This is a genomic window from Mesorhizobium sp. WSM4820 (assembly GCF_055811075.1).
Genome location: NZ_JBVVQN010000017.1, coordinates 17,117 through 30,126, shown reverse-complemented (window position 1 = coordinate 30,126; position 13,010 = coordinate 17,117). Strand labels below are relative to the sequence as shown.

Here is a 13,010-nt window from a genome sequence, read left to right as displayed (position 1 = left end):
TCCCTGTCCGGCAAATCCCTGTCCGGCCCCGCTGCCATCGCCGCCCTGCCGCGCAACCGGCTGCTCGGCGAGTTTTCGCTGTGGTCGGCCGATCTTGCCAATATGGAGCGCGACCTGAAGCGCATAGAACCTCATGTCGACCTCCACCACATCGATGTCGCGGACGCCCGCTTCACTCCGGGCTTCCTGTTCTTCCCGGACCTGGTAGCGCGGATCGCCAGGCTGACGGCAAGGCCAATCCATGTGCACCTGATGGTCGAAGCCGAGATCGTCGAGGAGCAGACGCGTCAGTTCATCGAGGCCGGCGCCGATCTGGTCAGTGTCCACGCCGAAAACGGCGAAGCCGGCCTGCGCGCCGTGCGGCTGGCGCATGCGCTCGGCGCCGAGGCCGGCGTGGTGCTCAGGCTGGAAACGCCGGTGGCCGCGGTCACGCCTTTCCTGTCGCAAGTCGCGTTTTTGACGCTTCTCGGCACATCCATCGGCGTCAAGGGCCAGAGCCTTTCCGAGCAGGCCTGCCCACGTTTGATCGAAGCGCGCGCACTGATGAGAAAAGCCGGTCGCGAAACTGACATCATCCTGGCTGCCGACGGCGGCATCCGCCACGAGACGGTGCCCCGCCTGCGCGCCTCTGGCGCCGAGACGGTGGTGCTCGGATCGCTGGCGTTCGGCGACCCCGACCTTGCGCAGCGCATAGCCTGGCTGCATGGGCTGGAGGTCGCCGCCTGATGACAAGACTGGCCCTCGCCTTCGATCTCGGCGGAACGGAGCTGCGCGGCGCGCTGGTCGAGAGCGACGGCGGCGTTGTCGCGCAGGTCTCGGCGCCGACGATGGCGATTGCGGGATCGGATGCGGTGATCGGCCAGATCATCGCACTGGCAGGGGCTCTTCTGACACAGCGCCCACAGGCGGATGTCGCCGGGATCGGCATCGGCGCGCCGGGACCGCTCGATCCCAAGGCCGGTATCGTGATCGCGCCGCCGACGCTGGCCGGCTGGCACGACGTGCCGTTGATCGACATTCTCGGCAAGCATTTCGGCCTGCCGGTGCGGCTGGAAAACGACGCTAACGCGGCCGCCCTTGGCGAATGGCGCTTCGGCGCCGGCCGAGGCAGCGACTCCCTGGTGTTCGTCACCGTGTCGACCGGCATTGGTGGCGGCGTCGTCGCCGACGGCCACATCTATCACGGCCGGCGCGGGCTTGCCGCCGAGATCGGCCACATGACCATCACCGGCGAGGGCGACCGCTGCTTCTGCGGCGCCGTCGGCTGTTTCGAGGCGGTCGCCTCCGGTACCGCGCTCGGGCGGCGTGCCACGGCGCTGACGACGCCGGGCGACGGCTCCCTGCTTAGGCGCCTTTCGGCTGACGGCGACGTTTCGGCCAGGCAGGTCGTCGAAGCCGCACGTGCCGGCGATATCAGCGCGCTCGAATTGATCGAGGCTGAGGCGAAGTGGCTCGGCATCGGCTTCACCAATCTGCTTCACCTCTATTCGCCGGATCTGATCGTCATGGGCGGCGGCCTCGCCAACGGTTTCGACTTGTTGGCTCCGACCATCAGGGCAACCGTCGAGCAGCGGGCCATGCCAGCCTACAGGGATGTACCGATCGTGCCGGCGCAGCTTGGCGACCGCGCAGGACTGATCGGCGCGGCCAGCCTGATCCTGTGGGAAGGCGAACCGGGCGCGCCGTTGGCGATGGCGACCTGCTGATCGATGGCGTTCGCGCCAACGACAGATGCCGGCAGGACAGAGGGGGGCGCCAAGGATCGCTACAGTCTTCATTCTGCGCCGCTGCATCGCCCGACTGCGTTGGCGACCGCCGCGGCCTGCCGTCTACTTCCCGCAATGGTGATCGTTGATCTTGTTCAACGCGTTCGCGTCGGGCCCGACCCTGTGGTAGGAGCAGGCTCCTGCGGCTGTCGTGAACAACTGCCGATCATAGTAGCGCGGGCCGCCGAACAGAATGTCGATGATGTTGCCTTCGGCGGGAACGTAGCGATCACGGTCAGGCCGATCATCGCGATCTCCAGCCAAGGCCGCGGCAGACATGCTGCACCCCACTGCGAAAACGAGAGCGCGGATCGCAAAACGTTTTGTTGTCATCGGGGAATGCCTTTCTGGCCGTTCGGCTTCTCACCATACATCCAAAATCGCGAGGCGGACAAAGGTTCCCTGAACGGCACTCCTGCGCGGCAATCTATCCCGCAATCTCCAACAAGGACGATATCAGCAACCGGCGTTCGTCGACCGAAAGAACATCCGAATCGAAGAGATTCATGCTGCGAAGTCCTTCGATGGCGAGGTAGCAGACCAGCAGCGCCTTGAGGTCTGGCGTTTCTCCCTTGAGCCGTTCGAAAACCTGCCGCCTGAACGCTTTTATCGGCGTCAGGAAATCGGGATCCTCGGCGATCGCCGAAAATATCCAGGAAGCCGACGGTTTCGATTCCGCGGCATGTTCGGCCGAAAGCTTGATGTAGGTCGCAAGCGGGCTCTCGCCCGCGACGCCGGCAGTGCGGGCGGCGTCCAGCGCCTGCTCGAAGGCGCGAAGATAATCCTCAACCAGCGCCTGCATCAGCTTCGCCTTGGTCGGGAAATTGTACAGCAAGCCGCCTTTCGACACCCCGGCCCGGCTGGCGACGGCGTCCAGCGACAGGCTGCCGGGTCCTGTCTCGCGTGCCACATCGGCGGCGGCAGCGAGAATTTTATCACGCGAATTTGCTCTGCGGGCTTTCATCAATCGTTCCCCCATACATTAGCCTACGCGGAATTGACAAGACCGTCCAGACGGTACAGTAAGGTCGCCGTCATTTGATATCGGGACCAGTCACAGCTATGTGTTTGGGTCATCCGACTGTTGTGCCGGGCCATGGCCAAGGGGACTGTTCGTGATCAAGCGTTTCATCATCGCCTTCATTCTGCTCGTGGTGGTCTGCGGTGGCATCGTCGGCTTCAACCTGTTCCGCGACAATGCAATGCAGGAATTCTTCGCCACGATGAAGCCGCCGGCGGCGACCGTGTCGACGATGATCGTCAAGCCGACGGGGTGGACGCCGGGCGTCGAGGCGATCGGCACTGTCAGTGCGGTCCGCGGCGTCGACCTGACCGTCGAAACCGCCGGCATCGTCAAGGATATCCTGTTTCACGCCAATCAGAAGGTTGAAGCCAACGCGGGTCTGCTTCAGCTTGACGATGCTGCCGAGCGCGCCGATCTCGATGCGACGAAGGCGCAAGCAGCGCTCGACCAGACGGCGTTGACACGCGCCCTTGAATTGCAGAAACGCGATGTCGGCTCGGAATCGACGCTCGATTCAGCGCGGGCAGCCGCATTGGCTTCCGCTTCGCGGGTCAACAGGTTGCAGGCGGTGCTCGAGCAGAAGCTGCTGACAGCGCCCTTCAGCGGCACCATTGGTATCCCCAGGATCGATCTCGGCCAGTATCTCTCACCCGGCACTTCCGTAGCGACCCTGCAGGATCTGGAGACGATGCGAGCCGATTTCTCGGTTCCCGAACAGCAGCTTCCGCTGCTGAAGATCGGCCAGACGCTGCGGCTGGGCATTGGCGACGGCGAGCTTCCGTTCGCCGGCACCATCCGCGGTATCGACCCGAAGATCAATCCGACCAGCCGGATGGTGACGGTCAGGGCCGAGGTCGCCAACCCCGAAGGCAAGCTGACGCCTGGCCAGTTCGTGCAGGTGCGCGTCGAACTGCCCGAGGAAAACAACGTGCTAACGGTGCCGCAGACCGCGCTGACCTCCAGCCTCTACGGTGATTTCGTCTACGTGGTGCGTCCGGCAAAGCCAGCCGCGGCCAACGGCGCCGCCCCTGCCGCTGCGGAGCTGGAAGAAAAGCCGGCCACGGATAGTGCGAAGCCCGCGACTGAAGCGCCCGCGGCAAAACCCGAGGAACAATCGGCTGCTGCGCCGGCCGAACCGACGGCGGAAGAACAGAAGCCGCAGCTCGTGCTTGCCCAGGTGTTCGTCAAGCCAGGCCGCCGTAATGCCGGCCTAGTTGAGATCCTGGAAGGCATCGCCCCCGGCGACGAAGTCGTTACCGCCGGCCAGAACCGCCTTTCCAACGGCATGTCCGTTGCCGTCGACAACACCGTCGATCCGACCAAGCCGGCAAACCAGCAGGCAGCCCAGAAATGAGCTTCTCCGACATCTTCATTCGCCGTCCGGTCCTTTCGACCGTGCTCGCCTTGATGATCCTGCTTCTGGGTTTCCAGGGCATCTTCAGCCTCTCGATCCGGCAGTATCCGGAGGTCGAAGAAACGGCCATCACGATCACCACAGCCTATCCCGGCGCCAGCGCCGACCTGATCCAGGGGTTCATTTCCGCGCCGATCGCCCGTGCCGTCGCTTCGACCGAAAACATCGACTATGTCACGTCGGCAAGCCGGCCGTCCTCCAGCACCGTGACGGTGCAGATGAAACTCGGCTCCAACCCCGACGTCGCGCTGAACGAAGTCCTGTCGAAGGTACAAAGCGTGCGCGGCGACCTGCCGGACGAGTCCGAAGACCCGGTGATCGTCAAAGGCACCGGCGAGCAGTTCGCGATGATGTATATCTCGATGCAGAATCCGAACATGACGCCGGAACAGCTCACCGAATATATCGAGCGCGTCGTGCGACCGCGCATGTCGACGGTCGAGGGTGTCGCCGACGTGCAGATCTTCGGGGCCGCCGAATATTCGATGCGCGTGTGGATCGATCCGATCAAACTGGCGGCGCGCGGCGTGACGGCGTCGGACGTGCTGACCGCCATCAACGCATCGAATTTCCTCTCAGCACCCGGCGATACCGAAAACGAGTACGTCGCCTCCTCGATCACCGTCCGCTCGACGCTGCAGACGCCGGAGGCTTTCGCCGCTCTTCCGCTTCGTTCCACAGACGGCAATGTGGTGAGGCTGCGCGACGTGGCGCGCGTCGAGCTCGCCGCGGCGAACACCGACACCAGGGTTACTTTCAACGGCAAGCCCGGCATCTTTCTCGCCATCTTCCCGACGCCGGCCGCCAATCCGCTGACGACAGCGGAGGCGATCCACGAAATCGTGCCGACGATCCAGGAGACGCTGCCGCAAGGCATGACGATCGAGATCGTGTACGATTCGACCGAGCAGATCAGCGCCTCGATCGAGGAGGTGTTCAAGACCATCGGCGAAGCGGTCGCCATCGTCATCGTCGTCATCCTGCTCTTCCTCGGCTCGTTCCGCTCGGTGCTGATGCCGATCGTGACCATTCCGCTGTCGCTGATCGGCGTCTGTTTCCTGTTGTTTTCGCTAGGCTATTCGATCAACCTCTTGTCGTTGCTGGCCATGGTGCTGGCGATCGGCCTCGTCGTCGACGATGCCATCGTGGTGGTGGAAAACATTCACCGCCACATGGAGGAAGACGGTTTGTCGCCGATGCAGGCGGCCTTCAATGGCATGCGCGAGATCTCGTCCGCCGTCATCGCCATGACGATAACGCTGGCCGCCGTGTTCGCGCCGCTGGCCTTCACCGGCGGCCTGACCGGCGCCCTGTTTCGCGAATTCGCGGTGACGCTTGCCGGCTCGGTGGTGCTTTCGGGTGTCGTCGCCCTCACCGTCACCCCAATGATGTCGGCACGCATCCTGAGGGCCGGCTCGCACAGCCGCTTCCAGCGCATTGTCGACAACACGTTCAGGCGCGTCGAAAACGTCTATGAGCGGCTGGTCAGCGGCTCGTTGAAATACCGCCCAGTGACGCTGATGATCGTCATCGCACTGGTCGCCACGACCGGCTTCATGTTCACCAAGACCGCGAGCGAACTGGCCCCCGAAGAAGACCAGGGCTTCCTGCTGTCTCTTGTGAACGCGCCGCGCTACGCCACGTCGGACTACACCGAAACCTATGTGAACCAGATTCTCGGGCTGGTGAATGACATCCCCGAAACCAGGGCGCGGTTCTCCGCCGTCGCCTTCGGGGGCCCGACGAACAGCGCCTTCGTCGGTTTCGCTTTCAAGGACTGGGCCGAGCGCGCGCGCAGCTCGAAGGAACTTCAGGAAGACATCACCGCCCGCCTCGCCAAGGTGGCGGGCGTCGAGGCTTTCGTCTTCGCACCGCCGACGCTGCCCGGCTCCGGCGGCGGCCTGCCGGTCACCATGGTGGTGCGCTCGACCGGCGATGCCTCCCAGGTGTTCGAGGCGGCCGAGGACATCAAGAACAAGGCGCAGGCCTCCGGTCGCTTCCTCGCCGTGCAGAATTCGATGTCCTTCGATGCGCCGCAAGTGACGGTGACGATCGACCGCGACCGCGCCGCGGCCCTCAACCTGCCGATCGCCGACATCGGCCGGACGCTGACCCTTTTGGTCGGTGGCGCCGAAGTGGCGCAGTTCGACCGCGAATCCAACAGCTACGACATCATCCCTCAGGTGCCGCAGAACTTCCGCGACAACCCTGAAAAGCTGGCCGAGTATTTCGTCCGCAGCGCGTCGGGCGAGATGGTGCCGCTCTCGGCGGTGGTGAAGATCTCGACCAACGCCTCGCCGGCCGTGATCGAGCAGTTCAATCAATTGAACTCCGCCACGATTTCCGCTCTGCCATTGCCCACCATCACCACCGGCGACGGGCTGAGGACCATCGAGGACATCGCCAGGGAAAGCCTGCCCGACACGTTCTTCATCGACTATACCGGCCAGTCGCGGCAGGAGAAGGAACAGGGCTACACGATCATCATCGCCTTCGCGGCAGCCGTTCTCGTCATCTATCTGGTGCTGGCGGCGCAGTTCGAAAGCTTCCGCGATCCGTTGATCATCATGATGTCGGTGCCGCTGTCGATCTTCGGCGCAATCGTGCCGCTCAATCTGGGGCTGGGGACGCTCAACATCTACACGCAGGTCGGGCTGATCACGCTGATCGGCCTGATCACCAAGCACGGCATTCTTCTGGTCGAATTCGCCAACCAGCAGCGCGAGCTCCACGGGATGCGGCGGCGCGATGCGATCGTCGCCTCGGCCAGGGTGCGGCTAAGACCGATCCTGATGACGACGGCGGCGATGGCGCTCGGTGTGGTGCCGCTGATCGTCTCCAGCGGCGCAGGCGCCGCAGCGCGCTATTCGATGGGCCTGGTGATCTTCACCGGCATTCTGGTGGGAACCATGTTCACCCTGTTCGTGGTGCCGATGTTCTACACCTTCATCGCCAGCAAGGACCTGCCGCATCACGCCGAGAAGCCGGACCCGAAGCTGATGCCGGTGCCTGTCGATTGATTGAGAAAAAGGCCGGAAATTTCCGGCCTTTTTCTTGGGCAGTGATGTCCGACCGCAACGTATTTATAAAGGCGGATCGTCTTGCTTATCATTTGACGATGACGATCCTGGTGTTGGTCGGACCGAACATCTCGACAAGCTGGTAGAAGTCGGCGGCGTTGTCCGGATGCAGCCGCACGCAACCATGCGAGGCCGGCTGTCCCAAGCGCCTGACGAAATTGGTCGCATGCACGGCGTAGCCACCCTTGAAGAAGACCGAATGCGGCATCGGCGCGTTGTCATATTTCCTCGAATACCACATCTGGTGCATGCGGGTCGGCTTGAACGACCCGGTCGGGGTGACATGCCCCCTACCGCCGGTCGAGACTTTCCACGCGAAGGTCGGCCGGCCGTCCACGAGGACTTCCATCGTCTGCTGCGAAAGCGAAATCCGCGCCACGATCTGGTTGGCGGCCCGATTGGCAGCATCGGCAACGCCGTTGCCGGCGCCGAACAGAAGAACCGTGCCCGCGGTGACGGCGGCGGCGATGTTGATGAGCTTGGCGGAAATGGCAGTGTACATGATATCCCCCTGTCTGCCGGGCATGGCCGGCTCCAATTCGATGACTGGCTTGTCGTTGGGTCACGTTTCGAATTGATTTCGCACGGCGGATTTTTCTGTTTCGAATCTGTTTCCTCTGGTTAACGGCCGCAGGCCCATTCCGAGGCGTTTGCAAGGGTGAAAGCAAGAACAGGACGGTCTGCCCGGTCGAGCCCGGACCGGAAAAGCTACTGCCATCTCCTGGCGGAAGCGCGGTCTTCCCTCACATGAAAGAAAGCTCGAAACCAATCGGCAACAAAGCGCGGACTCGAGCGGCATGATGTTGATACAGGCCACCGGCAAAGTTGACCCAACGAAAACAGCCGGCACAAACCAAGATGAACATGCAATCGAACGTGATCTCCTGGTTCAGGATAAGCATAGAAGCAGCGTTGATTTGCATGCCGCACTGTTTTCGCCACGGTCTGGATCGTGTCCAGCCTGCGCATAACCGGCTCAAGGCCCTCTGGCGGGTCGGTTTTGGGCTGAAGAAGATGCGCGGCACCTCCGGCAACTTGCAGCCGAGAGGACCGAAGGCCCGCGCCGCGACGGGGGGCTCCGCAGGCGGCGCGGGCACTTCGGGGTTTTCCCTGAAGCGAACCTGAAACCAAATTTGGGGGACGAAAACGATGAACACGAAATTTGCAGCTTCGGTGCTTTCCGCACTGCTCTACGCACAGGGCCTGCTCGGCTTTGCCGGCCTCGCCACCGTGCTTCTCAGGGATCGTGCCCATGCCAGTGAATTCGTCGCGGCCAGCGAAATGCCGTCAGGTCCATCTCTTCTTGTGGTGCGCTGAACGCCTGGGCCTGCGGTGAGCGCCCCAGCCTCAGTCGGCGAACTGCGTCGGCGGGTCGAACCGGTAGCCCGCACCCCTTATGGTGGTGATGGTTTCGGTGTCGAGCTTGCGGCGCAGTCGCACAATGCGCGAATCGATCGAGCGATCGAAGGCATCGGCATTTTCGGCTGGCGCGGCGGCAATGATGTCGTCGCGCGTCAAGACCTTGCGCGGACTGGCCAGGAACAATCTGAGCAGCGCCACCTGGCCCGGCGACAATTGTTCTTCCGTGCCGGAGCGATGCATGACCATGGCCGACCGGAGGTCGACCGTCGCGTTCTCCAGCACGACCAATTCCCCGGCGTTCCGGCCGCGCCGTGCCAGCAAGCCGCCGATACGGGCGGCGAGTTCCCTGACGTTGAGCGGGCTCTCGACGACGTCGGCGGCGCCGAGCTCGAGCGCCAGCACCTTGTCGACGAGATCGGCCGGCCGGCATATCAAGATGAAATCCGGCCCGCCCTCGCCGCCATGGCGCTTGAGCAGATCACGCCCTTCCGCCTGGCTGAGGCTGTCGCCGACGACGACGACATCGATGCCGTTTCCGGAAAGCAGGGATTCGGCCTCCCACGGCTGCCGCACTGCGCGCACGTCATGACCGCGCCGTTCGAGATGGTCGGCGAGATCGGTCGCGACCACTTCGGCGACGGAAACAAGCGCGATGATGGATCGTGCAGCCATTTTTTTCCACCCTGCAACCGGCAACCCAAGATGAGTGCTGGACATGATGTTTATACCCAATCTACTTTCTGCTGAAAGCGGGAGCGAAAACATAGTGCGGGCACGAATTGTCGTCGTCGAGGACGAGCCGGATCTGAGGGACGCGGTCGCCGAGTATCTCGGCGCCAGCGGCTACGATGTCGCTACGGCCGAGAGCGCCAGCGCTGCTCGAACCTTGCTGGAAACGCAGTCGTTTCAACTGGCCATCCTCGACATCGCCATGCCGGGCGAGGACGGCCTGTCGCTTGGCCGCTGGATGCGCTCGAAAACGCCGATCGGCATCATTTATGCCACTGCCGCCGGCACCGCGCTCGACCGCATCGTCGGGCTGGAACTCGGCGCCGACGACTACATTGTCAAGCCTTACGAATTGCGCGAGGTGCTGGCTCGGGTCCGCAGCGTGCTGCGCCGCGTGCCGCCGCCGGCCGAGCCGCAGGCCGCTAAGGCCGAAACAACTGCCAACAACCGCCGTTCCATGAGCTTCGGCCCTTTCCATGCCGATCTCGACGGTCGGTTCGTCACCGGCGCCAATGGGACGGTCATCGACCTGGCCAAGAGCGAGTTCGACGTGCTGGAGGTCTTCCTGACGCGTGCCAACCGCTTGCTGACGCGTGCGGCGATCTCCGAGGCGATCGGCTTCGTGGAAGATCCTGACTCCTCACGCGCGGTCGATATCCGCATCATGCGGCTGAGGAAGAAGATTGAGGCGGACCCGGCCAATCCGAAATTCCTGCGCACAGTCCGCGGCGAAGGCTATATCTTCTCGCTGCCGACCGGCGAAGGCAACTGAGCGGCGCGACCAACCACTCTCGGTGGCACGACTGTGAAATGACGGCTGACCCCATGACGGTTGACCATGACGGCTGAAGCACGCAGCGATAGGCACGGCGTCAGGCAGAGCGCGGCGATGGCCGCTGTTCACATCGTTCGCCGGCTTCACGAAGCTGGCGACTGGCAGCGCGACATGGGCAGCATCCTTGAAACGCTGTGCGGGGCCATGGATTGCCAGCGCGGCATCCTGTTTCGGCTGCGCGAGCTGCCCGGCCAAGGCTTTGCCCAATCGGTGGCGGCCTACTGGATCGACCCCCGATATGGTGGCGAGTTGGCATCGCCGACGGTGATCATGCAGTCGGTTGTCAATTCGGACCCGCTGCTGGAACGGTTGGCGGAGGACGAGCGGCAAGGCAAGATCTTCGCGGGACACACGCGCGACCTCGAAGGCTTTCTGAGAACCGATTTCGAAAAGCAGCACATCAAGTCGTTCCTGTCGGTGTCGGTCTTTGCGCATGGCCATCTGTGGGGCACGCTGGCGGTCAACGACTGCGTGAACGAGCGCGAATGGACCAACGAGGAAGAGGCAACGCTGCACATCGTGGCGCTGGCCATCGGCGACGCCATCGAACGATCGCTTTCCGATGCCCACGCCAGCGAAGTCATCCGCCGCACCATGCTGCAGGCCTCGCTCGACGCCATCATCGTCATCGACGAGACCGGCTCGATCATCGAATTCAATCCGGCCGCCGAAAGGATGTTCGGCTACCAGCGCAGCACCATCCTCGGCAAGGACCTGCTCGACACCGTCGTTCCGGACTATTATCGCAAGGGCTATGTGTCGGGCGCCGAATACATGTCGGGCCGCGGCGCGCCGATGGTCGGGCAGCGGATCGAGACCGTCACCCAGAATGCTGCCGGCGAGGTCTTTCCGATCGAATTGACGGCAACCGAGATGCGGGTCGCCGACCGCCGCCTGATCTTCGGCTCGATCCGCGACCTTCGCGACAAATTGCGTGCCGAGGAGGAGATCGGCCGCCAGCGCGAAAAGCTGCACCAGAACGAGAAGATGGCGGCGATGGGCTCGCTGCTTGCCGGCGTGTCACACGAGCTCAACAACCCGCTTGCCGTGGTCGTCGCCCAATCGACTTTGTTGCACGAGTTCGCTTCAGACCCGCAGACCAAGGTGCGCGCCGAAAAGGTGCGCGCCGCCGCAGAGCGCTGCGGCCGCATCGTCAAGAGCTTCCTCTCGATGGTCCGCCTGCATCCGGCGTCGCAGGCCGAGACCGACCTCAACCAGGTGGTCCGCGCGGCACTCGAAGTGACCGCCTACGGCGCCAGGTCGACCGGCATCATTATCGACACCGATTTCGCCAGCGGCCCGCTGCTGGCCATGGCCGACGCCGACCATGTGACGCAAGTGGCCGCCAACTTCCTCATCAACAGCCAGCACGCTCTGGCCGGCATCGGCGGCGACCGGCTGATCAAAGTTCGCACGTTTCGCAGCGATCGCGGCAATCCCTGTTTCTCGGTCGAGGACAACGGGCCGGGCGTGCCGGAAGCGATACGTTCTCGCATCTTCGAATCGTATTTCACCACCAAGCCGGTCGGCGTCGGCACCGGCATCGGCCTGTCGATCTCGAAATCGATCATCGAACGGCACAATGGCAATGTCTGGTTCGAGGAAGTTCTGCCGAGAGGCGCCCGTTTCGTCGTCCAGTTGCCGGCGATCGCCGGCGGCGCGGCCGCCGCCGGCGAAAGCCCGTCGCGCTCGAGCGGATTGCGCCATGCCCTGATCATCGACGACGAGCCGGATGTCGCCGCCTCGCTGTCCGACATTCTGGAGTTGATGGGCATCAAGTCGCGGATCGTGCCGGCCTGGGCGTCGGCCGCCGCGACCTTGTCGGGCCATATGCCACCGGACATCGTCTTTTCCGATCTGCGCATGCCCGGCACCAGCGGCATATCGATCTATCGCGAACTGCTCGCCGAAAAGCCTGATCTGGCGCGGCGCTTCGTTCTGGTCACCGGCGACCTGATCGGCGCGAAAGCCGAAATCGAGGCATTGCCGGCGCCGCAGCGGCCGCAGATCCTGGAAAAGCCGTTCAGCACGCTGGACGTGCGCGGCGTGCTGTCGGCCATCGCCGAGCAGGCTGCATTGGGCAGCTAGAACTTCGGACCGGTGGAAATCGGTTTTTGAGAGAATCCGATGCTCAACAAAGGGCTAAGTTCCAGAGAAAAAAGACTCCCGGCCGAGGAGCGGCGGGAGCCTGCCTGGAGCGCTGGAGGGGTCGCTCGGGCATCAAAAAACGTTCGGGGTATCGGTCAGCGGCGCGGCATTGGCGATCACGCGAACCGCGCGGGCCTTGTGAATGCCGGATTGCTCGGCAATGACGCGCAGGCAGTCCGCACTCTCGGCGCCCCAGGCCTGCCCCTTGCAGACAAAATCGATCTCCGGCATCGGCAGCCGCGCGGTCTTGGTCGTGGTCGGCGCGCCCTTGACGATGTTTGCCGGCGGGTTCAGTGAAGCAAAGGCGGGACCGACCGTTGGCGCGAACGCCATGCCGGCGAACGCGGCGGCGCCCAGCACCACGAACAGCGCCATCGGATGGTCGTTGGCGCGCTGGCGCAGCGCCAGCTTCGGCCGCCGATCCTTGCCCTTCAGCCCTTGCAGACGGCGGTCATTGCCGGCAGTCCGGATTTTCGTATACATCGCGCTTCCCTTCGTCGATCTTCTTTTTTTGTTGAAACGAACTTAGTCGCACCTTGTAACGGACGAACGACGCACGCAAACTGACCATGTAACAGCTTTGAAACGGGATTTCGGCGGGCACATCCGGTCATCGCAGGGGCGAGGCAGTTCGTTGCCGAACTGTTTTCGT

The 13,010-nt window shown here is 63.4% G+C and carries 13 protein-coding genes; 7 read left to right on the top strand and 6 right to left on the bottom strand.

Translation table 11 applies throughout. The features are described from left to right. Positions 1-3: 3 nt before the first annotated feature. Together AC0L2R_RS24630 and AC0L2R_RS24625 are read left to right on the top strand one after the other, a co-directional pair. Positions 4-726 (top strand): ribulose-phosphate 3-epimerase, encoded by a 723-nt coding sequence (locus AC0L2R_RS24630; protein WP_473512178.1) that lies wholly within the window; start codon positions 4-6, stop codon positions 724-726. Beyond that, complete coding sequence (locus AC0L2R_RS24625) at positions 726-1,706, top strand: ROK family protein (protein WP_473512074.1); 981 nt, start codon at positions 726-728, stop codon at positions 1,704-1,706. The genes AC0L2R_RS24630 and AC0L2R_RS24625 overlap by 1 nt, the downstream gene beginning before the upstream one ends. 123 nt (positions 1,707-1,829) lie before the next feature. On the opposite strand, the gene AC0L2R_RS24620 is transcribed toward AC0L2R_RS24625, so the two are convergent. Continuing rightward, the gene (locus AC0L2R_RS24620; RefSeq protein WP_473512073.1) at positions 1,830-2,045 is read right to left on the bottom strand and encodes a hypothetical protein; all 216 of its coding nucleotides are present in this window, start codon (positions 2,043-2,045) and stop codon (positions 1,830-1,832) included. A 148-nt stretch (positions 2,046-2,193) separates the two neighbouring features. Continuing rightward, positions 2,194-2,730, bottom strand: coding sequence for a TetR/AcrR family transcriptional regulator (locus AC0L2R_RS24615; RefSeq protein ID WP_091593200.1), 537 nt, complete (start codon positions 2,728-2,730; stop codon positions 2,194-2,196). Between the two features lie 151 nt (positions 2,731-2,881). Between AC0L2R_RS24615 and AC0L2R_RS24610 the strand changes: the two genes are divergently transcribed. Beyond that, positions 2,882-4,144, top strand: coding sequence for an efflux RND transporter periplasmic adaptor subunit (locus AC0L2R_RS24610; RefSeq protein ID WP_473512071.1), 1,263 nt, complete (start codon positions 2,882-2,884; stop codon positions 4,142-4,144). After that, complete coding sequence (locus AC0L2R_RS24605) at positions 4,141-7,224, top strand: efflux RND transporter permease subunit (protein ID WP_473512070.1); 3,084 nt, start codon at positions 4,141-4,143, stop codon at positions 7,222-7,224. Before AC0L2R_RS24610 ends, AC0L2R_RS24605 begins: the two co-directional genes overlap by 4 nt. Before the next feature lie 88 nt (positions 7,225-7,312). On the opposite strand, the gene AC0L2R_RS24600 is transcribed toward AC0L2R_RS24605, so the two are convergent. Together AC0L2R_RS24600 and AC0L2R_RS24595 are read right to left on the bottom strand one after the other, a co-directional pair. Next, positions 7,313-7,786 (bottom strand): L,D-transpeptidase, encoded by a 474-nt coding sequence (locus AC0L2R_RS24600; RefSeq protein WP_473512177.1) that lies wholly within the window; start codon positions 7,784-7,786, stop codon positions 7,313-7,315. A gap of 241 nt (positions 7,787-8,027) precedes the next feature. Next, positions 8,028-8,441, bottom strand: coding sequence for a hypothetical protein (locus AC0L2R_RS24595; RefSeq protein ID WP_287218455.1), 414 nt, complete (start codon positions 8,439-8,441; stop codon positions 8,028-8,030). On the opposite strand from AC0L2R_RS24595, the gene AC0L2R_RS24590 reads away from it, so the two are divergent. Further along, on the top strand, positions 8,434-8,601 hold the full coding sequence (locus AC0L2R_RS24590; RefSeq protein ID WP_023797130.1) for a hypothetical protein: 168 nt from the start codon (positions 8,434-8,436) through the stop codon (positions 8,599-8,601). The two genes, AC0L2R_RS24595 and AC0L2R_RS24590, sit on opposite strands and share 8 nt — an antisense overlap. A gap of 30 nt (positions 8,602-8,631) precedes the next feature. Here the strand turns inward: AC0L2R_RS24590 and AC0L2R_RS24585 are convergent, their stop codons facing one another. Beyond that, entirely contained in the window at positions 8,632-9,318 is a 687-nt protein-coding gene (locus tag AC0L2R_RS24585; protein ID WP_023797129.1) for a response regulator transcription factor, read from the bottom strand. Positions 9,319-9,364: 46 nt separating this feature from the next. Here AC0L2R_RS24585 and AC0L2R_RS24580 point away from each other — a divergent pair, with 46 nt between their 5' ends. Together AC0L2R_RS24580 and AC0L2R_RS24575 are read left to right on the top strand one after the other, a co-directional pair. Further along, positions 9,365-10,147 carry a response regulator gene (locus AC0L2R_RS24580; protein ID WP_473512176.1) on the top strand — a complete coding sequence of 261 codons (783 nt, stop codon included), beginning with the start codon at positions 9,365-9,367 and terminating at the stop codon, positions 10,145-10,147. A 66-nt stretch (positions 10,148-10,213) separates the two neighbouring features. Next, on the top strand, positions 10,214-12,298 hold the full coding sequence (locus AC0L2R_RS24575) for a PAS domain S-box protein (protein ID WP_473512068.1): 2,085 nt from the start codon (positions 10,214-10,216) through the stop codon (positions 12,296-12,298). Between the two features lie 132 nt (positions 12,299-12,430). Here the strand turns inward: AC0L2R_RS24575 and AC0L2R_RS24570 are convergent, their stop codons facing one another. Further along, entirely contained in the window at positions 12,431-12,841 is a 411-nt protein-coding gene (locus AC0L2R_RS24570; RefSeq protein ID WP_473512067.1) for a hypothetical protein, read from the bottom strand. Between the last annotated feature and the right edge of the window lie 169 nt (positions 12,842-13,010).